This is a genomic window from Campylobacter gracilis, assembly GCF_001190745.1.
GTDB lineage: Bacteria > Campylobacterota > Campylobacteria > Campylobacterales > Campylobacteraceae > Campylobacter_B > Campylobacter_B gracilis.
Genome location: NZ_CP012196.1, coordinates 201468 through 222452, shown reverse-complemented (window position 1 = coordinate 222452; position 20985 = coordinate 201468). Strand labels below are relative to the sequence as shown.

General features: G+C 46.7%; 29 protein-coding genes. 27 read left to right on the top strand and 2 right to left on the bottom strand.

Translation table 11 applies throughout. The annotated features are described in order from the left end of the window. Positions 1 to 33 precede the first annotated feature (33 nt). Genes CGRAC_RS01135 through CGRAC_RS01100 form a run of 8 tightly spaced genes read left to right on the top strand, consistent with a single transcriptional unit; the run spans position 34 to position 4170 of the window. Complete coding sequence (locus CGRAC_RS01135; RefSeq protein WP_040303539.1) at positions 34 to 843, top strand: phage antirepressor KilAC domain-containing protein; 810 nt, start codon at positions 34 to 36, stop codon at positions 841 to 843. Further along, positions 840 to 1730, top strand: coding sequence for a helix-turn-helix domain-containing protein (locus tag CGRAC_RS01130; protein ID WP_005869990.1), 891 nt, complete (start codon positions 840 to 842; stop codon positions 1728 to 1730). Before CGRAC_RS01135 ends, CGRAC_RS01130 begins: the two co-directional genes overlap by 4 nt. Further along, the gene (locus CGRAC_RS01125; RefSeq protein WP_005869988.1) at positions 1727 to 2338 is read left to right on the top strand and encodes a hypothetical protein; all 612 of its coding nucleotides are present in this window, start codon (positions 1727 to 1729) and stop codon (positions 2336 to 2338) included. Before CGRAC_RS01130 ends, CGRAC_RS01125 begins: the two co-directional genes overlap by 4 nt. Further along, positions 2328 to 2996 carry a DNA-methyltransferase gene (locus CGRAC_RS01120; protein ID WP_005869986.1) on the top strand — a complete coding sequence of 223 codons (669 nt, stop codon included), beginning with the start codon at positions 2328 to 2330 and terminating at the stop codon, positions 2994 to 2996. The genes CGRAC_RS01125 and CGRAC_RS01120 overlap by 11 nt, the downstream gene beginning before the upstream one ends. After that, positions 2993 to 3295: a hypothetical protein gene (locus CGRAC_RS01115; RefSeq protein WP_005869984.1), complete on the top strand. Its 303-nt coding sequence runs from the start codon at positions 2993 to 2995 to the stop codon at positions 3293 to 3295. The genes CGRAC_RS01120 and CGRAC_RS01115 overlap by 4 nt, the downstream gene beginning before the upstream one ends. Beyond that, complete coding sequence (locus CGRAC_RS01110; RefSeq protein WP_040303535.1) at positions 3295 to 3558, top strand: hypothetical protein; 264 nt, start codon at positions 3295 to 3297, stop codon at positions 3556 to 3558. Before CGRAC_RS01115 ends, CGRAC_RS01110 begins: the two co-directional genes overlap by 1 nt. After that, complete coding sequence (locus CGRAC_RS01105) at positions 3524 to 3874, top strand: DUF1064 domain-containing protein (protein WP_005869980.1); 351 nt, start codon at positions 3524 to 3526, stop codon at positions 3872 to 3874. Before CGRAC_RS01110 ends, CGRAC_RS01105 begins: the two co-directional genes overlap by 35 nt. Then, entirely contained in the window at positions 3874 to 4170 is a 297-nt protein-coding gene (locus CGRAC_RS01100; RefSeq protein WP_005869978.1) for a hypothetical protein, read from the top strand. The genes CGRAC_RS01105 and CGRAC_RS01100 overlap by 1 nt, the downstream gene beginning before the upstream one ends. Here CGRAC_RS01100 and CGRAC_RS01095 read toward each other — a convergent pair. Together CGRAC_RS01095 and CGRAC_RS01090 are read right to left on the bottom strand one after the other, a co-directional pair. Continuing rightward, positions 4153 to 5025 (bottom strand): tyrosine-type recombinase/integrase, encoded by an 873-nt coding sequence (locus CGRAC_RS01095; RefSeq protein ID WP_005869976.1) that lies wholly within the window; start codon positions 5023 to 5025, stop codon positions 4153 to 4155. The two genes, CGRAC_RS01100 and CGRAC_RS01095, sit on opposite strands and share 18 nt — an antisense overlap. 50 nt (positions 5026 to 5075) lie before the next feature. Continuing rightward, entirely contained in the window at positions 5076 to 5369 is a 294-nt protein-coding gene (locus CGRAC_RS01090) for a hypothetical protein (RefSeq protein WP_005869974.1), read from the bottom strand. Between the two features lie 162 nt (positions 5370 to 5531). On the opposite strand from CGRAC_RS01090, the gene CGRAC_RS01085 reads away from it, so the two are divergent. From CGRAC_RS01085 to CGRAC_RS01000, 19 genes are all read left to right on the top strand, one after another. Further along, on the top strand, positions 5532 to 5744 hold the full coding sequence (locus CGRAC_RS01085) for a hypothetical protein (RefSeq protein WP_005869972.1): 213 nt from the start codon (positions 5532 to 5534) through the stop codon (positions 5742 to 5744). Between the two features lie 87 nt (positions 5745 to 5831). Continuing rightward, positions 5832 to 6299, top strand: a complete 468-nt coding sequence (locus CGRAC_RS01080) for a hypothetical protein (RefSeq protein WP_005869970.1) — start codon at positions 5832 to 5834, stop codon at positions 6297 to 6299. Beyond that, positions 6292 to 7587 (top strand): hypothetical protein, encoded by a 1296-nt coding sequence (locus tag CGRAC_RS01075; RefSeq protein ID WP_005869967.1) that lies wholly within the window; start codon positions 6292 to 6294, stop codon positions 7585 to 7587. Before CGRAC_RS01080 ends, CGRAC_RS01075 begins: the two co-directional genes overlap by 8 nt. Next, positions 7568 to 7879, top strand: coding sequence for a hypothetical protein (locus tag CGRAC_RS01070; protein ID WP_005869965.1), 312 nt, complete (start codon positions 7568 to 7570; stop codon positions 7877 to 7879). The genes CGRAC_RS01075 and CGRAC_RS01070 overlap by 20 nt, the downstream gene beginning before the upstream one ends. After that, positions 7872 to 9422 carry a portal protein gene (locus tag CGRAC_RS01065; protein WP_005869963.1) on the top strand — a complete coding sequence of 517 codons (1551 nt, stop codon included), beginning with the start codon at positions 7872 to 7874 and terminating at the stop codon, positions 9420 to 9422. The genes CGRAC_RS01070 and CGRAC_RS01065 overlap by 8 nt, the downstream gene beginning before the upstream one ends. Next, entirely contained in the window at positions 9412 to 9663 is a 252-nt protein-coding gene (locus CGRAC_RS01060) for a hypothetical protein (protein WP_005869961.1), read from the top strand. The genes CGRAC_RS01065 and CGRAC_RS01060 overlap by 11 nt, the downstream gene beginning before the upstream one ends. Before the next feature lie 2 nt (positions 9664 to 9665). Then, complete coding sequence (locus CGRAC_RS01055; protein ID WP_005869959.1) at positions 9666 to 10328, top strand: hypothetical protein; 663 nt, start codon at positions 9666 to 9668, stop codon at positions 10326 to 10328. Positions 10329 to 10338: 10 nt separating this feature from the next. Further along, on the top strand, positions 10339 to 10683 hold the full coding sequence (locus tag CGRAC_RS01050; RefSeq protein WP_005869958.1) for a hypothetical protein: 345 nt from the start codon (positions 10339 to 10341) through the stop codon (positions 10681 to 10683). 3 nt (positions 10684 to 10686) lie between these two features. Next, positions 10687 to 12072 carry a hypothetical protein gene (locus tag CGRAC_RS01045; protein ID WP_005869957.1) on the top strand — a complete coding sequence of 462 codons (1386 nt, stop codon included), beginning with the start codon at positions 10687 to 10689 and terminating at the stop codon, positions 12070 to 12072. Further along, on the top strand, positions 12073 to 16029 hold the full coding sequence (locus CGRAC_RS12270; RefSeq protein WP_069435687.1) for a hypothetical protein: 3957 nt from the start codon (positions 12073 to 12075) through the stop codon (positions 16027 to 16029). It abuts the gene before it with no gap. 191 nt (positions 16030 to 16220) lie between these two features. After that, a complete protein-coding gene (locus CGRAC_RS01035; RefSeq protein WP_005868945.1) occupies positions 16221 to 17207 on the top strand; it encodes an SU10 major capsid protein in 987 nt (328 codons plus the stop codon). Next, positions 17207 to 17590, top strand: coding sequence for a hypothetical protein (locus CGRAC_RS01030; protein WP_005868944.1), 384 nt, complete (start codon positions 17207 to 17209; stop codon positions 17588 to 17590). Before CGRAC_RS01035 ends, CGRAC_RS01030 begins: the two co-directional genes overlap by 1 nt. Next, positions 17583 to 17723 (top strand): hypothetical protein, encoded by a 141-nt coding sequence (locus CGRAC_RS11665; RefSeq protein ID WP_005868943.1) that lies wholly within the window; start codon positions 17583 to 17585, stop codon positions 17721 to 17723. The genes CGRAC_RS01030 and CGRAC_RS11665 overlap by 8 nt, the downstream gene beginning before the upstream one ends. Positions 17724 to 17725: 2 nt before the next feature. Further along, positions 17726 to 18901: a phage tail protein gene (locus CGRAC_RS12265; RefSeq protein ID WP_005868942.1), complete on the top strand. Its 1176-nt coding sequence runs from the start codon at positions 17726 to 17728 to the stop codon at positions 18899 to 18901. A gap of 10 nt (positions 18902 to 18911) precedes the next feature. Then, positions 18912 to 19562, top strand: coding sequence for a hypothetical protein (locus tag CGRAC_RS01020; protein WP_005868941.1), 651 nt, complete (start codon positions 18912 to 18914; stop codon positions 19560 to 19562). Further along, complete coding sequence (locus CGRAC_RS01015) at positions 19559 to 19813, top strand: hypothetical protein (protein ID WP_005868940.1); 255 nt, start codon at positions 19559 to 19561, stop codon at positions 19811 to 19813. The genes CGRAC_RS01020 and CGRAC_RS01015 overlap by 4 nt, the downstream gene beginning before the upstream one ends. Before the next feature lie 2 nt (positions 19814 to 19815). After that, positions 19816 to 20346, top strand: coding sequence for a hypothetical protein (locus CGRAC_RS01010; RefSeq protein ID WP_005868939.1), 531 nt, complete (start codon positions 19816 to 19818; stop codon positions 20344 to 20346). Next, positions 20343 to 20681: a hypothetical protein gene (locus CGRAC_RS01005; RefSeq protein ID WP_005868937.1), complete on the top strand. Its 339-nt coding sequence runs from the start codon at positions 20343 to 20345 to the stop codon at positions 20679 to 20681. Before CGRAC_RS01010 ends, CGRAC_RS01005 begins: the two co-directional genes overlap by 4 nt. Then, complete coding sequence (locus CGRAC_RS01000; RefSeq protein ID WP_005868935.1) at positions 20665 to 20898, top strand: hypothetical protein; 234 nt, start codon at positions 20665 to 20667, stop codon at positions 20896 to 20898. Before CGRAC_RS01005 ends, CGRAC_RS01000 begins: the two co-directional genes overlap by 17 nt. Positions 20899 to 20985: the final 87 nt, after the last annotated feature.

The window sequence follows — 20985 nt, the reverse complement described above, 5'->3', positions numbered from 1 at the left end:
TTAAATGAAAGTCAAATTTTAAAAGAGGCGCAAATGAACCTAGAAATTTTTAAAAATTCAAAATTTGAGATTAGAGGCGGGCTAATAAATGGAGAGCCTTATTTTGTGGCTAACGACATCAGTTCGCTTTTAGGATATGCAAACACCTATGCAATGCTAGAGCGCCTAGATGATGACGAAAAGACAAATCTTAAAGATTTATTAAAGAGTAGGATGCCCGAAATTTCGGATTTACCGCGTATCGACGGCGTCAGATATGATGCCGTATTGCTAAGCGAAAGCGGGCTATACAACGCTATTTTATGGAGCGAAAAACCGCAAGCAAAAGAATTTAGGCGTTGGGTTACGGGTGAGGTTTTGCCTGCTATCCGCAAGCACGGCGGGTATCTAACGCCTGCAAAGATCGAGGAAGTTTTGAGCGACCCGGACACTATCATAGCCCTAGCTCAAAACCTCAAGACGGAGCGCGCCAAAAGAAAGCAGCTAGAAGCCGAAAAGGCGGCGAATGCTGGATATGTGAGTTTCGCCAAATCGGTTGAGGCTAGCGTCGATAGCATTCTGATCGGAAATTACGCCAAGCTGTTAAGCGACAGCGAGGGGGTGTCGATAGGGCAGAATAGACTATTTGACTTCCTACGTGCTAGCGGCTATCTCATCAGCGGAGGCGCGCGCCACAACGTGCCAATGCAGCGCTACGTAGACAGGGGCTATTTTGAGGTCACGACGCAGACATTCGCGGGACCTGCCGGCACGCATCAAAAATTCACCACCAAAATCACGGGCAAGGGGCAGATAGCCCTTGCAGGAAAAATAGTCGAATACTTCAAAGGAGAGAGGATATGAGCGAAAATTTAAGCGGCGGATATGCTATCTGCTTCAATCAATGGCTTTTTGACGAGCGGATCCAAAGCGAGCTGAGGCTATTGCTCCTCATCACGTCTCTATCCGCGAAAGAGGGCTATTGTTACGCGAGCAATCAATACCTCGCCGAAAAGCTTAACAAGTCAAAAGATACGATTTCCGCGGGCATAACCAAGCTCAAAAAATACGGCTACATAGAAACCGAGGAGGAAAAATTCGGCGCGGCTATCATAAACAGAAAAATTCGCGTCATAGTTTTTGAAAGGATTGCCGAATTTCAGAGCGCAAACGGCGAAAATAAAGCCGCCGATGGAAAAAACAAAGACGCGAACGGAAAAAATTCCGTTGCGGACGTAAAAAATTCCTCCGACGCATATATAGGTCGCGCGCGAATGAATAATACAAGCCAAGAAAATTACAAGCCTTATGAATTACAAGCCTTATGTGTTAGCGCAAGCGCCGCACACGAACGGAACGAAGCGCCTCGTTCTCCTAAATTTCAAAAACCTACGATCGAGCAGATAAGGGCGTATTGCAAGGAAGCGGGCAAAAATATCGACGCGGAGGCATTTTTTGACTTCTACGAGGCCAAAGGCTGGGTAGTAGGGCGTGCTCCGATGAAAGACTGGAAAGCTGCAGTTAGGAACTGGGCTAAGAACGAAAGCCAGTTTCTGCGGCGCAAGGTCAATTCAGACGGGCAAGAGGACGAATATGCCGATGTGCCGATGTTTGCAAGCGATAATCCAATCCTAAAAAACAACTTCCTAAGCCGCGATATGAGCGTAATCTACGATAAAGCTACGCAAATCGCCATAGAGGACGAAAGACTGCGGAGCAGCCGACAAATTGAGATGAAGGATCATAGATGAGCTATAAAGAAAAATTCATAAACGAGATTTTGTTTCAGGGCAGAGCTACGCCGATGCAGGTGAAATTTCTAGCCGAGGGCGCGCTGAAAAACATCGCGGATAAAGACCTTGGCGAGTTTGCAAATTTTGCTTTCAGCCTCAAGACGAGATACGACAACGCTATCCAAACGATCATCAACGCCGCAAACGAATACCAGCGAGAAACTACGATGCGGCTATTGAAGCGAGGATGCGCGTTTTCGGATATTACGACGCTAAAAAGCTTCTTGGAGCAATACTTCAAGCGAAAACTCATAGCGTGCGGCGTGTATCCGTTCACCTGCACGAGCATATCGATGAACGAATACGGCGAGTTTATCAGCGATACCACCAAAAAGGCGATTTCGGCGGCGGACGAAGTAGTATTTTTAACGGCGCTTCTAAAAGAGCAATACGCTATCGGCGAGTATAGAGGCGAGCTTTTGGCGCAAAATATCGAGATAGCCCAACGCAACAAGGCGGAGCGATTTAAAGAGGCGCCGAAAATAGAAAATAATAAAAAACCGATAACTTCCGAAAACCTTATAAGGCTAGAGGAAAAAGTGAAGGTGAGGTCAAATGAAGCTTAATAAAATTTACAATACCGACTGCTTGGAGTTTATGCGCTCTATGCCCGATAGCTGCGTGGATTTGGTCGTAACCGACCCGCCTTATGAAATTCACACCAAAGGCGGAGGACTAGGTAAGCGCCCCGTATATGAAAACGGCGCGCTGAGTAAAATTTCGCAGGGCTTCGACGCGGAGGCTACGCTAGAGCAGATCGCGCGCATCTGCAAGAAAATCAATATTTTCATATTCTGCTCTACAAAACAAAAGCCGCGCATAATGAATTGGGGCTATGAGAGGGACTGTAATATTGCCGAGCTCGCGTGGTATAAACCCAACGCTGCGCCATTTACAAACAATACCTTTAAAAGCGACCTTGAGAACATAATCTACATCAGGGAAAAAGGGGTCAAAATCAAAGGCATTTCAAGGCTTTTTACACACAACTGCGGCAAGAGTAAATACGGACATCCGACTGAAAAACCGCTGGAGATAATCGAAAAGCTGATTTTAACCGCATCAAACGAGGGGGATTTGATATTCGACCCTTTTATGGGTAGCGGCACGACTGCGGCGGCTTGCAAAGAGTTAAACAGAAACTTCATCGGCTGCGAGATAGAGAGCAAATATTGCGAAATCGCCGAGAAAAGATTAAGAAAAACTATAAGAGGGTTATTATGAACGAAATTTTGAATTACGCGGTGTATAAGCTGGAGCTTGACGAGATAGAAAATAGCGACGATTGGTTTGACGCGAACGGACGGCTGAAATACAAAGAGCGGTTTTTATTTGACGCGCTCAAAGAGGCGGGACGGATAGAGGCTAGCTGGCTAACGGCTCTATTTGCAAACGAGCAGGACGCGATAGAGTTTTGCGAAGGTGCGGGACTAAGCTCAAACTCGGATTATTTTTACTTTTGCCTGCGGGTAGAAGCCGCCGTTTCTGCTGGCGAGGGCGAATACGTGGAGATAGGGTATTGATGAGACTATCCAAAGCGAAGTTTGAAAAATTCAAAAACTTTCTAGCCTACGAACACCCTATGTGTCAAATTTGCGCCCAAGCTCCGAGCGTCGAAGCTCATCACGTGAAATTTGGACGCTACGGCGCAGACAAAGACGACAAAAAGATCATCGCAGTATGTAGAGCCTGCCATCAATGGTGCCACGCGCACAAACACGAGAGCATAAAGAAATACGAGAGGTTAGCCGATGAGAATTGGGCGAGTTTCCAAATACAAGGCTAAAAAGACCGCCTACGGGGGCGCGATATACGATAGCGCCAAAGAAGCAAAACGGGCGGCGGAGCTAGAGCTGTTACAAAGAGCAGGCAAGATCAAAAACCTTAGGCGGCAGGTAAAATTTACCCTGCAAGATAAATTCCGATACCGCGGCAAAACCATCAGGGCGATAGAGTATGTGGCGGATTTCGTCTATGAAGCGGACGGGCTCATCATCGAGGACGTCAAAGGCTACCGCACACCCGAATACAAAATCAAGGCTAAGATGCTAAAAAGGCTGATCTCTTGCGGCGAGATAGACGGGGAATTTGTGGAGAGCTGATGGAGCTATATTTTTCAGTGCTAGATCATGTAGCAAAAGGCTGGGAAAGCAGACCGGACGACTACTATTTGACCGAGATTTCGTTTCTGCTGCGTGAGGTTTTCGGCTCAAAGCTCACGGACGAAACCGTGATAAACTCTTTGCGGACTTGTAGAACTGCAAAATTTGAAAAAGAGCTCGGCAAAATCTTAAACACGCCAAAAGAAGCTTTGCAATGGATTTTGGACCATAGAATGAGAGAGGATAGGCGCAAAGCCTGTGAAAAACGATACAAAAAATCAATAAAGCGCGATTGAGCGGTCGATTTTCATATGCTCGTTTTGTAGAAATCGCGCATACACCTTGATTGTCATGTCTAGGCTCGCATGACCTAGTATTTGAGATACCCACTTCAAAGGGATTTCGCCCTTTACCGCGCGCTCTACCATGTGGGTCGCGAATGTATGGCGGGTATGTCTAGCACTTCGGTATGGGATACCGCATTCAGCTAGAAATTTACGCCACCTGCCGTTTCCAAAAAGCGCCGTAGAACCGAAAAGATGATCTTGCTTTCGCGAAAATACCCACTCGCTATCTCTATGCTTTTCAAGCTGGGCGATGTATGGCAAAAGCGGCGCAAATATCGGCACGATCCTATCCTCTCCTGTTTTGGTGCGAGGTTTGACAAGCCCGTCCGTGAGGCTCTTGCTGATCGATATGCTCATAGCTTCCGTATCTATGTCATCCCAGCACAGAGCCAAAATTTCGCAGCATCGCGCGCCCGTGTAGAACGCAAAAGCAAGAAAACTCTCAAGCCGCCCGCTAGCCTTTGAAAGCATCAGATCTACCTCTTCCACCGAGAATGGATCTGTTTTGCTGCGCGGGATCTTCGGGTATTTCGCGCGCAAAAATGGATTTTTCGCAAGCTTTCCGGCTTCCACTGCTTGCTCGCAGGCGCGGCGCCAGCACAGCACGACGCGTTTGATAGTGCTCGGGGCTAGACCTTCCTCAAGTCCTGCTAGCCACCTTTGAATGTCTACCTTCTTGATGCAGGCAGCATCTTTTGGCAGATATTTCGTATGAGAAAACGCGAATTTTTGAGCACGACTCTGCTCAAAATTTATCTGCCCGAGAGCTTCGAGATAGTCTCGGGCGATAGAGGCGAGGGTCATATCACGCCTCTTGATACTTGTGCTTTCCATTTTTCCCAAGACCTATGCTCTCAAATTTCTTTTGTGTATGTAGTATTATCCCAGCCGCCGAATTCATTGTAGAAGTCGAAGCAGCAATCAAGCTGAAACTCATCAAAGCTCAACCATGCTTGCCCCTCGGCCACCAAAACATCTTTAATAATATTGGCAGGATAAAATATTGCGTTATCGTAACTCTGCAGTCCTACGATTTCGCCATCTTCATCATAAACGATTATTCCAGCCGGATTATGACCCAAACTAAACTCTTCACCGTTCAAAAGTCTTACGGCCTTAACGCCCTGTTCCCAAAATAGATTTTTCATCTCTTACTCCTTTGTAAAACATTTTGTTTTAAATTGAGCGTATTATAATACATTTTGTTTCAAATGTCAAGAGTTTTTAAAACTTTTTGCATTATTTTTATGAGAAAATAAAATATTTTGTTTTATTTTGCTATAATTATGGAAATTTGGATAGGAATAGATATGACAAAACAAGAATTCGTGACAAAACTAAAAGATCTCAATTTATCCGTTGCTGATTTTGCGGAGATGGTGGGGCTTCATCCTGCGTCCGTGCGAAGCTTCAATGATGAAAAACGCCCCGTTCCTGATTGGATAGATAGTTGGATGAAAAACTACGAGAAAGCTAGGGCGCTAGACGAGCTTTTGGCGCTCATCGAGAAATTTAAAAAATAATTCCCCTCAACAACATTCTTTAAAAATTTTCACAAGCCGAAGTCTTTTTTCAAACCCGTGCTAACATTTCACAAAAAAAGGTGAAATATGGCAAGGATCACGGACGAAAAAAGAGAAAAAATCATCGCAGACTACAAGGCGGGGGCGAGCAAAAACTCCCTGGCGCTGAAGTATGAAGTCAGCATAGGCGCGGTTTTTAAAATTTGCAACGGCGTAGAAAGGGATCTCGCGCCGCTTGTGAAAGCTCAAGTCGCGATAAATACGGAGCTTGCAGACCGCAGTGAAAAAGAAGTGAAAGCCTTTCACTCTGCGGTAGACGAAGCCACAAAACACCTCATATATTTTCAAAACTCGGCATTGCGAAATCAAAAGTTGGCAAATGCTGCACTGGAGTCCGCAGAGAGACTATGCGACATAGAGGCGCACGCCCGCATCACGGCAAAGAACAAAGAGACCGTGCTAGGACGTATGCCAGAAACGATCATTCAAAACACAAACGCGCAGCAGACGAAAATTCAGATCACCAGGCGAGAGATAGGGGCGAGCGATGAGTGAGCTAGCTCTCGACTTGCGCTATACGCCGCAGCAAAAGGCTGTGTTTTTCCAAAATGACGCGCGCTTTTGTACCATTGAAAAAGGCAGACGCTTCGGCTTCACCAAAGGCACGGCGAATGCCTGCATCGAGTGGCTGCTTGAGGGGCAAAAGATACTCTGGGTAGACACGATAGCGGCAAATTTGAAAAGATATTTCGAGCGGTATTTCCTCCCCGAGCTGCGGCAGTTGCCAAAAGAGCTGTGGAACTGGAACGCGCAAGACAAGCAACTCAAAATCTGTGGGGGCTATCTTGATTTTCGCTCCGCGGAGCGCCCCGAAAATATCGAGGGTTTCGGATATGACACGGTCATCCTCAATGAGGCGGGCATCATCCTTAAAGACCCCTATTTGTGGGATAATGCGATCTCTCCTATGCTGCTAGATAATCCGAACTCTCGCGCATTCATAGGCGGTGTGCCGAAAGGGAAAAATAAGTTTTTTGATCTGGCGCAGCGCGGAATGAGAAACGAAAAAGGCTGGAGAAATTTTCAGTTTTCCAGCTACGACAACCCGCTTTTGCAAAAAGAGGAGATTGATAGGCTGGTCGCAGAGCTGGGAGGAGCGGATAGCGACGTAGCGAGGCAGGAGATTTTCGGCGAGTTTTTGGATACTACCTCAAACTCCGTGTTTTCTTTGGCTGCTATCGAGGCTGCGTTTCGCAAGCAAAGATATTTCGATGCGGGCGCGCCCGTGATCTGGGCTTTGGACGTGGCGCGCGAGGGAGACGACGAAAGCGTGCTTTGCAAAAGGCAGGGAGATAGCGTAGAGCCTCTGAAGCCCTACCGTATAGCTAGCACGAGCGAGCTGGCGCGCGAAATTTACGGCGAGTATGAGAGAACTGATCTCAAGCCTCACGCGATATACATAGATACTATCGGAGTGGGCGCGGGGGTGTTTGATACGCTGTGCGATCTAGGGCTGCGCGGCATCGTTCGCGAGGCAAAGGGAAGTTTCAAGGCAAGCGACGAGCGCAAATATGCAAACAAACGCGCCGAGATGTATTTCAATCTGCGCGAAAAGCTCCCGCTTCTTGCGATCGCGCCCGATGAGGAGCTCAAAAGGCAGCTTCAAACGATAGCTTTCTACTTTGACAAAAAGGAGCGGTATTTGCTGATGCCCAAAGAAGGCATCAAAAAAGAGTATGGCAGAAGCCCTGACCGCGCCGATGCGCTGGCGATGAGCTTTTTTGATCTCTGCCCGATACTACCGCAAAGAAAGGAGCAAAGATATGACGACTACGCGTGGTGAAAAGTGCGAACTATGGGTAGAAAATGCACTCAAAACAGACTATATTTTTGAAAAAATTTCGCCCACTCTCGTGCGGAATTTGGCGAGGCTGGACGATAGAGCTTTGAGGCTAGGCATATTCGTGATGATCTGCGATCTGGCTAGCGGAATGAAGCAGATGCCGACAAAAATTCACAAAATCAGGCTCGCCGCGGAGCTTGTGAGAGACGGAGCGAAATTTAAGAGGGTGCGCGAACTCACGGGGGTTTCAAAAAGCACATACTACAAAATGAAAAGGATCATCAATGGATAGGACGGCATACCTGCAGGAGCTCAAAACTGCGGCGATGGACGGCTACGAACACTACAAGCAAGGTTTTAAGGATTTGGAGGAGGCGTATTTGCTGATCTTGCGCCCCGAGCTAATGGAGAGCCTGCAAAAGCGCAACAAAAGCAAAAACTATATCCCGAAGCTCAATTCAAAGGCAAAAAGAATTTACGACGGGCTAACCGAAACCTACTTCAATAACGATAAATTCGCAAAGCTTGAGCCCTATATCAACTCCTCGGACGACGTGATTGATAAATGGCAGGCCGCGATAGATCATTACGCGGAGAGCATAAATCTATACAAAACCTTTGCGCCGATATTCTTGCGCGCGCCGTTTTCGGCAAGCTGCGCGGTAAAGGTGTATTGGAGCAAAGACCGCGCAATGATAGACGAAGTGAGCCTGCAAGATCTATATTTCGACCCGGGCGCGCGCGGGCTAAACGACATATCCTATCTGGTACATAGGATATATCTTAGCAGCGAGGATATTTTGAGCTACGGCAAAAGGGGCATTTTCAGGATAGAGAACAAAGAGGCTTTCGCAGACAAAAAGCCGTATGAGAGATTTGAAATTTATGAAATTTACGAGTTGCGCGGAGGCAAATGGTATGTTTCTAGCCTTTATGAAAACGAGCTTTTGCGCGATCTAATAGAGCTGCGAGACGGACAGCCTTTCATAGTGGGCTATATGCTGCCGCAGATCAGATGCACGGATGAGGAGATTTACGTCAGCGCCTACGGCGAGCCTGCGCTGATGTCTATGCTGCCGCTACAAAACGAGCTCAACGTGAATAGAAACTCGATCACCGACGTCATTCGCCAGCAGGTCGCGCCGAAAATCATATTGGGCAAGGCTTCGATGGTGGAACGGGGCGAGCTTGAGAGCGTAGGCACGCCGATATACGCAGATCAGCCGAGCGCCGTGCAGGTTCTGCCCGCGGGCGACATAGGCGGAGCGATGGCGGCGCTTCAGGTCATCGAAAACGAAATGAGCGAAGTTAGCGGCGTCTCTCCACAACAAAACGGCGCGACGACCGTGCGAAAAGAGACCGCCACGATGGCAAGCATAATGGCGAACGAGGGCAGCGTAAGGCTTCAAGGCTATATCCGCACATTCAACGAGACCTTTTTTGAGCCGATATTTGAACGGCTTGCGTTTTTGGTGTGGAAATATGCCGACCCGATATTTTTCGCAGGCTTTGGGCGCGGCGAAGTGCCGAGTTTTAAAGTGAATTTAAACACCGGCATCGGAGCGCTAAATAAGGAGGTGCAAAAGCAATCCTTGATGGATGCGGCGAAAATGATCGGCGCGCAGTTTGGAATGTGTTTGCAGATAGGCGATCAGGCGGGAGCAGCCGCGATGAAAGAGGCGAGCAAAAAGCTTCTTTTGGAGCTTCTGCCGCTATACGGTATCAAAAACGCAAGCGAGTTTATCGGCGAGCGCAGCGGGCTAGAGCAGATGATTTTGCCGCCGCAGATACCGCCCGATATAAATCCAATGCAAGGAGGAAATAATGCTTTCTAACACGCAAAAAAAGGTTTTTGACGCCACTATTTCAAATTTGACGTCAAATAAAGAGCTTGAGCCGATTTTAGGGAGTGACGCCGTAAGGAAATTCCTCGTTTTGCTAAGTATCAAATATGAGGAGTATCTGATCGCGGCGCAAGATGAGAATGCAAGCGACGAAAGCCGCCTGCGGGCAATGGATAAGGTGAAGCTGATAGAAAGCTTTTTTGAATTTTTTGAAAACTATACAGGAGAGTAGAGATGACGGAGCAAGACGCAATCAACGCATTGGTAGGCGAATTAGAAGCGAGCGAGGGGCAAACGGAGCCACAGGAAGCGCAAGGTGCAGAGCCTACGGAGGGGCAAAAAACAGAGCAGCCACAGCTTACGCAAGAAAATCTGCAAAATATGATAGCAAGCGCTATGCAAGGCATAGAGGAGCAAAAGGCGGCGCAAGAGGCGGAAAAAGCCAAAGCGGCGGAGCAGGCCAAAGCAGCGCAGCTTCCGCCCGAGCAACAAGCGCTGCTAGATAGTATGGGCTTGCAAGGAATGCCTCAGATGCAAGAGCAGATCAGACAGCTTCAAGAAGCGCAAGCCCAGGCGCAAGAAGCGGCGCGCAAGAGGGCGGTTTTTGACAAAAATTTAGATCAATTTACCAAGGATTATCCGACCATCAAGCCTGAGGAGATGGGAAAATGGGCGGAGCAAAACGGCTTTTTGCCACTGCTTGGCGAAAGCTACGACGGCTGGAAAGCGGTAGCAAACGCGATGATAAAGATCGCAACGCCTACGCAAAAGCCTGACGAGATCATCGATACGAACAAATCGGGCGGAGAGCTCGGGGCGTTTGATAGGATGAAAAAAGGCGAGGACGTAAGCGACGTAGAGATCGGCGCGGAGCTTTTAAAACAGGCGGGATTTTAAGGAGGACGAGATGGATATGATGGGTTTAGCTACAAATTTTGCAAGCTTGCCTGCAAATTTAGCAGGAACAAATAGTGGATGGAATTTTCTCGATATGCTGAAGGGAGTAGGAAATGGTGCGTTAGGCCTATTTTCAGGCTCGGGCGGAGGCACTCCTAATTGGTTACAGGCAGTAGGATTGGCTGGTGGTTTGTATTCTGGTCTGCAGCAGCAAAAAGCGGCGAATAAAGCCCTGCAAATGCAGCAAGACGCATATAATTTCAACAAAATGCTTTCGCAACGCGAGATCGACAGACAAGATCGCGCTCAACAAGACCTATATAACGCCTATAACGCTTCAACGTATGCGAGGTAGAAAATGGCTTTTTTTAACCCCCATAAGGTAGATTTCAACTACGATACGCAGATGATAGATGCAGTCGGAGCGGTCGGCAAATCGCTCTATGAAATTTATAAGGACAACGTGGCGAAAAATCAAAATCAGGCGCAACTTGACGAGACGAACCGCGCAAATTTGATGAAAGAATACCTATACGGGCAGAAAAATCAAGAAACCGCGCGGCATAATCAAGCGGCGGAAGCCGAAATCGCAAAGAAAAACGCTTTCGATCAGGATTTGGGGCTGAGGAATTTTTACAGCACCGACGCGCTGCGTAGAGCCCAAATCGGCAATTTATACGCCGACAACGCAAGGCAAAACGCGCAGCTGCAATGGAATATGAGCCAAGCTCGAGATAAGGCGCAAGCCGAGCAGGAAAAGCAGGCGGGCATAGATATGGCGTGGTATAACGCAGGGCAACAAGGCGGACAATTCGGGGAGTTGCCTCAGGGCTTGAGCGACGCGGAGAAGATTAATCTAGGCAGGCAGTATAGGCTGCAAACCGAAGCGCAAGGAGGAATAAACAAGGCGCAAGAGCCTATCTTGAAACAGCAGGAGGCGCAACGCAAACAAAAACAGATCGACGCCGAAGCGGATATAATATTCAATACTCTCGGCGGGAAAATACCGCAAGGAATGACCGATCCACAGGCGCAACGCGAGTATATCAACGCTTACGCCGCGGCAAAGACGAACCCGCAGCTGGTAAAGCAAACCGAAACATCAGCGGGGCAGAAAAACGCAATCGCGCTAAATCAAAAGAAATTTCTAGAAGGGATGAGTGCCCTTAATGCCGGCGAGAATTTCATCAATACCACTTCAAATTTAAACAGTCTTACAGGCAAGGGTATCGAGACGCAAAGCGGAATATTCGATAGAGCCGTAAACACTCTGGGATCAAACGTCAGCACCGATGCGGCAGCCTTCAACGCCTCCGCCGATCGCTGGGCTAGAGCGAGACAAAATCTGCAAAAAGGAAACGGAAATTTTAACTATACGACCTTTAGAGATAATCTCAACCCAGGAATTACGGGCTCGCAAACCGCGCAAGAAACCGCGATAAATTCATACATACAAGACCTGATGGAAGTTCAAAACGTGATAGACAACCTAAGGGCTCAAGGTTACGCGGGAGCCGACGACTACCAAAGACAGCTTGATGCGAAAATGAAATCAATCGAGGATATAAGGGAGCTGCTGGCAGGAAAAAAGAAAGGCGCGAAAGCAAGCAGCGGGGAGGCGACCCAGCTATTTATGCAAAAAATGGGTGTGCCCACAAATTCCGCACCACAGCGGGGGTATTCACCAAGCGATGATCTGCGCCAGAGACTAGATGAAATAGGCATTTTTAACGAGGAGTTTTAGATGAATGCGAGAAGCTTTTTAGGCGACGAGAAAATAAGCGCGTTGATGCAGCAAGGGTATTCGCCCGAGCAGATCACAAACTACGCCAAAACCGAATATTATAAGCAACAGGGCGCGCAGCAGGCAAGCTTAACCCCGCAACAAAATACGGCAGCCGTGCAGCCCGCAGCGCAAAATATACAGCAAACTCAGGGCTACACCCGAGTGCCGATAAGAGACGAGCAAACGGGCGAAGTCATGAATTCCGCACCTAAATTAGGGCTTGACGGGCGCCCAATCCCTGCCGCTCCTACACCTGGGCGTAGCGAGGAGGCGCGAGCCAAAGAGAAAAAGAACCGATTTTTAGGCGGGGCTTTGGATGGGCTAGAAATGGAGGCGAAAACCATCCTTGATAACTCGTTTTTTGGGAGCGGCGAGCCCGCAAAAAGCAAAGATGAAATTTTGAAAGATAGGGTGGCAAAAGCATCTAGCAGGTCCCTTTTCCAAACCATAGCGGGGGATGAAAAAGACGCTGCGGAGCTACAAAAAGATTTAGACTACATCGCGAAAAATGCAGGATATGATTTAGGCGCGGTGCAAACCAGCGACGGCAAAATTTATTTTGGAGCCCGAGGCGCGGACGGACGAATTATTCAAAAAGAGGTCACTCCTAGTCTTTGGGATGACTTAGCCGCACGCAAGACCGAGATAGCGGGAGGCGTTGTAGGTGCAGGGCTCGCGCCGTTTACTGGCGGGGCTAGCCTTGTGCCTATGCTGGCTATGAGTGCAGGCGGCAGTGCGCTAGGCTCAATGAACGACCTGCGCCAAAAGGGAGAAGCGACGGGCAGAGAATACGACGCGAGCGATTACGCCTCAAGGGCGCTTCAAGCCGCGGGAGAGGATGCCTTGGGTGGCGTAGCGATCGCGGGGACAGGTAAGCTCATAAAAGCCGCAGCGCCTGCGATTAAACAAGCGGGCGAGAGGATAGTAAGCCCGGTGGCGAAAAACGCGGCAAAAATTGCGGATAATAACATTTTAGTAAATTTAATGCGTAGGGGCGTAACCGACAATATCGAGGGAGCCGAGGCGCAATATATTAAATCTATGGGCGGCGAGGCGGAGGCTCTTAAAAATTTAGCTTCCACTAAAAACGCTTTGGGCGAGGAGGGATTTAAAAATTTCGCTAATTCAGAGCGGTCTTTGCAAATCCCAAAAACGGGGAACGAGGCCATAGATAAAAGCATAAACTACATAAACGAAAAGGGAATTAAGCCCGCCGAACAGACCATCAGGCGCGTAATTCAAGGGGAAAATTTGAATGAAAGAGAGGCAAACTTGCTCGCAAGCGCCCTAAGCAACGATAAAGGCGCCGATCTAATCACAAGAAGCGTGGCGGGCGATGCCGACGCTTTCGCAAAGACCCAAAAAATTATGACGAATTTGAACTCAAGTTTTGCAAAAAATATCAATGAAAGCTTTAAAGACGCTCCGAATGTCGTGCAGGTTTTCAAAAACTACGAGGCGCGCACAAAAAATGATTTCGGAAATGTCATCAAAACGCTTGATAATGAATTCAGCACGCTAGGGCTTGATACTCGCGCGCTATCTGCTAGAGTGGGCGAGGCGCTAGAAAACACGCTACCTAAAGGCTCGCAGATTACCAAATACGCTATGAAAGGCATACAAAAGGGAGGTCTTGAGGGCTTGCAGGATGCAAGAGCTTTTTTAAACGGGGAAATTTCTACCCTAAAAAAAGCAAATGACGCGCTAAGCAGGGAGAGACTACTCGAACTAAGAGAAGCAAGGGGAATAATTGATGACGCGATAGATGGCACGCTGGATCAGTTTTCGCAAATAAATCCTGAAGTGGGCGCAAGAGCTAAAGAGCTAATGCAGACGGCACGCGCGGATTATAGTGCATACAAAGAGATAGAGCAAAGCGATCTATTTAAAAGACTGACGCGCGGAATGAAAAACACAAACGATCTGACTTCCGCCCTACTTAAAAGCGCAGACAACCAAACAGGGCTAAATTTGGATGAAGTGCTAAGCGTCCTAAACCCTGCCGAGCGTGCAAATGTAGAGGGCGGCTTGCTTAAAAACATCATAGAGCGCAACACCAAAGAGGGGATAACCGATTTTAAGACCGCTTTAGGGCAAATAGATCAAATCCCCTTTAAAAGCGAACGAGTAGCGGGGGTGATAGATCAGCTCAAGGAAAGCGCGCCAATCCTTAAGAATTCAGGCGAAATTTTAAAAAAGCTATCCGAAATGACCCCAAAGACTGCCGAACTACAACAAGGCATCGGTAAATCGATTACCGGAGCGTTTCAGGTAATGCTTAGAAACCGACTTGTTAATAAATTGAAATCCAAAATCCCTTGGTATGGAAATAATCAAGCTTTAAAAAACCATATCGTAAATGCCCTAAAAAACGCGGGCGATTTAGAGGGCACAATAAAAAATATCGAGGCAATACCCACAGAGGGCTTAGACAGCGCGACTAAAGATGGATTGAATAAATTTGTAAAAGAGGTAGTCCCTGAAATCAGGCAAATTTTAAAAACCCAAGAGGATGACGCCGTAAGGGCTAAATTTAACCCCGAGGAATTAAAAAAGGCGCTGATGGATCCAAATTTAACCACGCAAGAAAAGGTAAATCTAGTCGAAATGGCTAAAAAGCAGATCAAAGAGGAGCTAGACAAAAAGGCGGCCAAAGTAGCCAAGGGCGAGCTTGTCAAACAGGGCGAGGGCTTTACGATGAAGGAGGGCAGAACCGACTATCCTGATAGAGCAAAATTTGAATTAGGCAAATATCTAAAAGAAAATTTAAAGCTCAACGACAACCCAATAACCGCCAGTTTGAATTATTTATTCAATCATCATAGAGAAATGTTTACAAATAGGCGTGCCGTTTATGACTTGATTAAAAACGTACTTGACGATATGCCCGAAGTGATTGAAAAAAGAGCTGACGGCGGATATTATTTAGCCAGATCGCTAAAACACGATAAATCCAATAGTAAAAGTAAGATGGCTGATTTAGTATTAGATGAGCAAGAGGCAGAAAACTATATAAAGCACGCAAATTTAAGAAGTTATAGCCCTAAAATGCGAGAAGTTATGGATAAAAAAATAATAGCCGATAGTAAGGACACCCCGCTCCTTACGCACCGATCCGAGTCGGCAAGGGTGCTAGGCGATAACGTTTTAAGCGCTCGCCCTGGCTCAAACGAGCTTTTATCGGCTAGTCATGGCTCTATTATACCTCAATCCTCCCAAAAAGTAAAGGAGCTATCCCCCGCCGATCTTAGAAAGGCGATAATAAACGCTAAAGACGACAAAGAGCGCCTAGCCATAATAGAAAATCAAAAAACAGGGATTAAGCAAAGGATCGAGAACGAGGCGGCAGGCGATAAAACCGCAGATAAGCTAGCTAAAGAAGCACAAGGCTTGGCAGATAATAAACCCGTAGAGAAAAAATTTACTCTTGAGACAATTAAAAGCTTTGATCCAAGAAAGCACGGACACGCGTATTTATCCAAAATAAGCTTTAACGATAGAAAGCCCGTAAGGGAGTTTATAGACAGCAATACTCGTATGTGGGATAGTAGGCGTAAATATTATGAAACCTCTTACACTTTTAACGCTAAAGAGGGCGATATGTTTGAGGCTAGGCTGGACGATGGAAGCTGGAAAAGTGATACCAAAGAATATTATATCGTCAAAAAAGACGACAAGGGTGAGCTTTATTTAAGCAAGGCAAAAGATCTATCCGATTTACAAAAAGAGGCTATCAAAGAAGCTGAAACTAAGAGCGAGTGGGAAAGTAAAATTTCAAGCTCTACTGATGCTATAAAGCTAAATAAGATAATGCGCGACATAGAACACACAGAAGCCATCACGCCCAAAAATAGAGCCAAGCTATATGTAGCTATAACGAATAGATTAAAAGAGTTAAGAGAGGCAGAGAGATAATTCAGGTGCGAGGTATAGCCCCGCACCAATGGCTGCCCCCTCGTATCTTAACTAACAGACCACGCAATCGTATCTAAATTTATCAAAAATCCTTCAAATTTAATATAAAAATACCAAAGAGTGCGTTTTATGGGTAGATTACGCACCCGCACTTGCGCGAAAATTGCCTTAACTTTCAAAAGGAGAACGTTATGGCAATCACATCTACGGGCTTTCAAGCTCCAGCAACAAAAAGAGAAGGGTTAAAGCCCTCCGTCTACGATAGCATAATCCTAATCGGAGCGGACGATACCCCCGTCTTAAGTCTCATCGGAACTTCAAACGTTACGAACACTGAACATAGTTGGCTAACCGACAATATCGCGGCGCCTAAAAAGAACGCACAGCTTGAGATTAGTGATTTCGCAGATGATCGAAAATCGACTATTCAAAAAACCACTAACAGCGTGCAAATTTTCACTACCAACATAAGCGTATCTTACACGATGCAGAAAGTAGCCACCTACGGCGGAAAAGAGATGGAGCGCGAAACGACCAAGCGCGCCAAAGAGCATAAGCGCGATATGGAATACGCCCTATTCGGCTTAGGTCGCGATACTGACACCAAAGTATCCATATTTAAAGCTCCTACCTCACGAGCCGATACGGTCGCGGGCGAGATGGCGGGAATGTTTTATTATATTTCCAAAGGAGAGTCGGCATTTGTTAACGGCAGACGCGGTAATGTCCTTGCTTTCGATAGCAAAAACGACTGGACCGGCACGCCTACGGTTTTAACCGAAGACGCCTTAAACAAAATTTTGCAAAACATTTGGGACGCGGGCGCGACGCCTAGAGACGTTTTCATCGGCGCGAAACTCAAAAAGGCGATCAATGCTTTTGCTACCCGTCAATTCGGCAACGAAAAAAGCATCAATTCAAGCGTAGTAAGCCTTGATACCGACTTCGGAAAGGTAAATTTTAGGCTTCATAGGTACTTGTCCGAGCAAAATAAGCTAGACGACGTGCTAATCGCGGGCGACTTTAGCTTTATGAAAAATGGGCTTTTGATCCCTACTATGATCGAGAACGTAACCACAAGCAAGACTGCAAAACAAAAGCGTTACTACACCGAAGCGACGCTTGAGGTGCGAAATGCGGATGCTTTTGCAATCGGCGTAGGCTTAAAGGTTAAATAATGACGTCGAAATTCGCAAAAGAATTTCTAGCTCATAAGGTCGTGGGCGGCAAGAAAATGCCGCCCGATGAGATATTGTCCGAAATGTTTTTAGAGGCTATGCTGTGGACGGCGAACAAATGCACGCCTAGCGAATTATTGCGTAGCGTAGAGAGCGAACGAGTATATAGAAACGTCGCGAACGGCTTTTATATCACATACCCCGACAAGCCAAATTTCAGCAATGAAAAAGAGCATATTATGATCGATGAGAGCCTAACGTATGCGGTAATCAACTACGTAGCGTTTATCATCAATCAAGACGCTTTTTATAGGGATTTGGCGCTTGAAATCATTTCGGATTATATCGCAAACGACGGCAAGGAAAGGATATTTGATGACTGAGGAGGGATTTAATACAGCACTTTTAAACGCAGAGGCAATATCGGATATCGATATTTTAGAGCTATTGCGGGTTTTGGCGGAGCGGCTAAAAATCATTAACGCCCTCATCGCAGCAAGCATATTAAAGGGGTAAAAATGGTATCGATTTATGAACTCAAACTAGGAGCTGAAAAGCTTGAAATTTTAAAAGCTCTAAGCGCGGAGATAGAAAAAGTGATCGCCTCTATCGGCAAGATCGACAATAGCCGCCTAAATACTATCTACAACGACATATTGGAAAAAGCAAATCAGGTCTTGCAAGATAAAAACTTCGTCCAAGAGCTTAAGGACAAGGTGGATGTCGCGCATAAAGACATTTCGGAAAAAGCCGCCTCGATAAATCAAAAATTCGAGCAGCAGCAGGCTTTGCAGCAAAGCCTACAAGAGCTAAAAGTCAAAATAGAAGCTCTTATAAAAAGCAACCTAATAGACGATACCGCACCTAAAGCCACAGCTACATATTCGAGCGAAAAAATCGGCGAGCTACTGCAATTAAAGCTAAATAAAACCGATCAAGCAGCAGATAGTGCAAAATTAGGTGGTGTAGTCGCTAGCGATTTTATGAAAAAAAGCGAATATAGCCCAACAAGCAACTCGCTTGCCAATACCTTGGTATTAAGAGACGCAAACGGAGATTTCGCGGGCAAATACGTTACAGCAGGGCATTTTAAACTTACTGCTCCCGTGCAAAACAATATCTTTTCAAAAAACAATGAAATCCTCTTTAGAGTAGGTGCCGCGGATAATGACAATTATACAAGAGCGGTAAGTTTTTCACTGCTGTCCTCTACGATTCTGCCAGTAGGCACAATAATCACAAGTGCAAGGACTCCCGCACCTGATGGATTTTTATTATGCAACGGAGCAGCGATATCTCGGTCTGCCTATACTGACTTGTTTTCGGCTATCGGCACGGCATACGGAGCGGGCGATGGCTCAAGCTCCTTTAATATTCCCGATTTACGAGGAGAGTTTATCCGCGGAGCTGATAATGGACGCGGAGTAGATGGAGGCAGGGCTTTGGGCTCAGCTCAAGGCGACGCTATAAGAAACATTACGGCGAGGGCTATAGGTATGGGCGATAGAAACAGCATTCCCACTTTATTAGGGGCACTATACGGAATTCAAAAATCAACACGTATTGAATCTGTCGGCGATGTTTTGGGCGACGGCGGATATTTTGAATGGGGATTTGATGCGTCTAAGGTAGTGCCGGTAGCAAATGAAAATAGACCGCGCAACGTGGCAGTAAATTTCTATATCAAGTATTAAGGAAAGGGCAATGAAAATCTACAATTATGACGGGGTATCGGGAGAATATATAGGGCAAAGCGAGGCACAAAAAAGTCCGCTTGAAGAAGGCGCATATCTGATTCCGGCTAATGCTACAGATACGCAGCCTCTTGCCTCTAAAAAAGGCTTTGCGGTATGCTTTAAAGAGGGCGCTTGGCAATACGTCAAAGATGAGCGCGGCGTGATTTACTACGACGAAAATAATCGCGAAGTAAAGATTACCTCGCTAGGGCAAGATACTTCGGGGCTACGCGAAACTCCGAAAGAGCCCCCAATCGAGCAGCTACGCGAAGCAAAGACCGCAGAGCTTGCCGCTTGGACGCATTCAATGGGCGATAGTTGCAAGATCAACCTCAAAGACTTTGGCGTCATCAACGGCGGATATCGATACCTCCTCAACGTCGAGGCGATGATAGATACGTTTGATAGCCTAGAAATCAGAGCGTTTAGGATGTATGACAACACGATGAAAAAAATCGGCGGTCAAGAGGAGCTAAAGCGTATCAAAAAGGCAATTCAGATCGGAGGCCAGAAGCTTCACGCCCTAAAGTGGCAATATGAGCTGAAAATTTCAAAAGCCAAGGATAAAAAAGAGCTAGATGCCATAGTGTTTACCGATACGATCGAGGTGGCGCTATGAGCTATTTTCTGATTTTTATTTTGGCGTTTATACTTGGAATTTTGGCTTGTCCTATCGTGATTTTCTTGCGCGCCAGAAAGTGCGGGGGGTGGGATCATTCCAATATGATGAATATCTTTCGCGTGATCGCGCACCTTGCTACTCACCCGGACGACTTTGCGAAATTTCGCTATGAGGACGGCTCAAGGCCTTTTTGGTATCTAGGTAGCGATGAATTCGCAGACGTCGTCAAGAGCCGCCCGAAGGAGTGATGATGTTTTGGATACTCAATAGGCTACGCGGGCAGTATAGCTATTTCGCCAAAATCAATGCTTTGGTGGTAGCGCTGCTGATATTTGCCTTTTACGGCAATTTTTTCATAGCTATCGTTTGCGGGCTTGGTTATCTCGCAGGCGAAGCCAAGGGCTGGGGCGTATGGGTGGGTGCCTTGACGAGCCACGGAGCAGATAAAGGCGAGCGCGAAAGTCGCGGCATAGAATGGCTTGCGGGGCGTTTTATACCTCGTGCGCACTGGCTAGCGTTTTGCAGGGTGTGCCTATTTCTGCGCGGGCTGATTTGGTGGTTACCGGTATTCGCGCCGCTAGTCTTTGTGGGCATTTATGGCGCGCCGCTTCTAGCCGTAGCTCTTGCGGCGGGCTTCCCGCTTGCTTGCGAGCTAGGTTATCGCACGAATTTCAAATTTAGGCTCAAGAAGCTTGAGATCGAAAGTGCGTGGGCTAGGCAGGAGATATTTTACGGCGCGATGCAGGATATCGCATTTTTGATTTTATGGATGGCGCTATGAACTTTAAAATTTACTTTGGAATCATTGCGGCGCTCATTTTTACTTGCCTTGCGCTGGCAGGGTGGAATCATAGTCTCAAAAATACAATAGAGCAGCTAAACAAAGACATCGTCTTCGCCAAAACGCAAGAGATCATCAGCTCCTCGAATTTGCAGGCTTGCAACGCAAAGATCGATCTGCAAAACGAGCGGATAAAAAATATGGAAGTAAAAAATATCAAAGAGGTAGAACAAAAGGTGGTGACTAAATTTGAAAAGATTAAGGAACCTATCAACGGCGAGTGTCAGAACAAAGTGAAATTTTATGAGGAGCTGATAAATGAAATGGCTCGTTAGCATTTTTGCTTTGTTTTTGATCGGATGTAGCAAGCCCAACATCATAACTAGGACGGAGTATAAAGAAGTTTATATCCCCGTAAAATGTATCAAGGCGATGCCGAAAAAACCGAGCTATGATTTTACGCCCGCAGCAGCAAAAGCGCTAATGCGCTACTACAAGACCTGCGAGGAACTACTAAGGGAGTGCAGCGATGGAAATGATCCTAAGAGCTAAGAAGTTTTGGCTTAGCAAAAGAGCAATCATAGAGATCGTTATTTCGATTTTGCTGATGCTTTTATTTACGATGTAAAAGAAGTGGCA

Coding starts and splice junctions, on each gene's coding strand:
- CGRAC_RS01135 (WP_040303539.1), top strand. CDS start 34: ATGAACCTAGAAATTTTTAAAAATTCAAAATTTGAGATTAGAGGCGGG.
- CGRAC_RS01130 (WP_005869990.1), top strand. CDS start 840: ATGAGCGAAAATTTAAGCGGCGGATATGCTATCTGCTTCAATCAATGG.
- CGRAC_RS01125 (WP_005869988.1), top strand. CDS start 1,727: ATGAGCTATAAAGAAAAATTCATAAACGAGATTTTGTTTCAGGGCAGA.
- CGRAC_RS01120 (WP_005869986.1), top strand. CDS start 2,328: ATGAAGCTTAATAAAATTTACAATACCGACTGCTTGGAGTTTATGCGC.
- CGRAC_RS01115 (WP_005869984.1), top strand. CDS start 2,993: ATGAACGAAATTTTGAATTACGCGGTGTATAAGCTGGAGCTTGACGAG.
- CGRAC_RS01110 (WP_040303535.1), top strand. CDS start 3,295: ATGAGACTATCCAAAGCGAAGTTTGAAAAATTCAAAAACTTTCTAGCC.
- CGRAC_RS01105 (WP_005869980.1), top strand. CDS start 3,524: ATGAGAATTGGGCGAGTTTCCAAATACAAGGCTAAAAAGACCGCCTAC.
- CGRAC_RS01100 (WP_005869978.1), top strand. CDS start 3,874: ATGGAGCTATATTTTTCAGTGCTAGATCATGTAGCAAAAGGCTGGGAA.
- CGRAC_RS01095 (WP_005869976.1), bottom strand. CDS start 5,025: ATGACCCTCGCCTCTATCGCCCGAGACTATCTCGAAGCTCTCGGGCAG.
- CGRAC_RS01090 (WP_005869974.1), bottom strand. CDS start 5,369: ATGAAAAATCTATTTTGGGAACAGGGCGTTAAGGCCGTAAGACTTTTG.
- CGRAC_RS01085 (WP_005869972.1), top strand. CDS start 5,532: ATGACAAAACAAGAATTCGTGACAAAACTAAAAGATCTCAATTTATCC.
- CGRAC_RS01080 (WP_005869970.1), top strand. CDS start 5,832: ATGGCAAGGATCACGGACGAAAAAAGAGAAAAAATCATCGCAGACTAC.
- CGRAC_RS01075 (WP_005869967.1), top strand. CDS start 6,292: ATGAGTGAGCTAGCTCTCGACTTGCGCTATACGCCGCAGCAAAAGGCT.
- CGRAC_RS01070 (WP_005869965.1), top strand. CDS start 7,568: ATGACGACTACGCGTGGTGAAAAGTGCGAACTATGGGTAGAAAATGCA.
- CGRAC_RS01065 (WP_005869963.1), top strand. CDS start 7,872: ATGGATAGGACGGCATACCTGCAGGAGCTCAAAACTGCGGCGATGGAC.
- CGRAC_RS01060 (WP_005869961.1), top strand. CDS start 9,412: ATGCTTTCTAACACGCAAAAAAAGGTTTTTGACGCCACTATTTCAAAT.
- CGRAC_RS01055 (WP_005869959.1), top strand. CDS start 9,666: ATGACGGAGCAAGACGCAATCAACGCATTGGTAGGCGAATTAGAAGCG.
- CGRAC_RS01050 (WP_005869958.1), top strand. CDS start 10,339: ATGGATATGATGGGTTTAGCTACAAATTTTGCAAGCTTGCCTGCAAAT.
- CGRAC_RS01045 (WP_005869957.1), top strand. CDS start 10,687: ATGGCTTTTTTTAACCCCCATAAGGTAGATTTCAACTACGATACGCAG.
- CGRAC_RS12270 (WP_069435687.1), top strand. CDS start 12,073: ATGAATGCGAGAAGCTTTTTAGGCGACGAGAAAATAAGCGCGTTGATG.
- CGRAC_RS01035 (WP_005868945.1), top strand. CDS start 16,221: ATGGCAATCACATCTACGGGCTTTCAAGCTCCAGCAACAAAAAGAGAA.
- CGRAC_RS01030 (WP_005868944.1), top strand. CDS start 17,207: ATGACGTCGAAATTCGCAAAAGAATTTCTAGCTCATAAGGTCGTGGGC.
- CGRAC_RS11665 (WP_005868943.1), top strand. CDS start 17,583: ATGACTGAGGAGGGATTTAATACAGCACTTTTAAACGCAGAGGCAATA.
- CGRAC_RS12265 (WP_005868942.1), top strand. CDS start 17,726: ATGGTATCGATTTATGAACTCAAACTAGGAGCTGAAAAGCTTGAAATT.
- CGRAC_RS01020 (WP_005868941.1), top strand. CDS start 18,912: ATGAAAATCTACAATTATGACGGGGTATCGGGAGAATATATAGGGCAA.
- CGRAC_RS01015 (WP_005868940.1), top strand. CDS start 19,559: ATGAGCTATTTTCTGATTTTTATTTTGGCGTTTATACTTGGAATTTTG.
- CGRAC_RS01010 (WP_005868939.1), top strand. CDS start 19,816: ATGTTTTGGATACTCAATAGGCTACGCGGGCAGTATAGCTATTTCGCC.
- CGRAC_RS01005 (WP_005868937.1), top strand. CDS start 20,343: ATGAACTTTAAAATTTACTTTGGAATCATTGCGGCGCTCATTTTTACT.
- CGRAC_RS01000 (WP_005868935.1), top strand. CDS start 20,665: ATGAAATGGCTCGTTAGCATTTTTGCTTTGTTTTTGATCGGATGTAGC.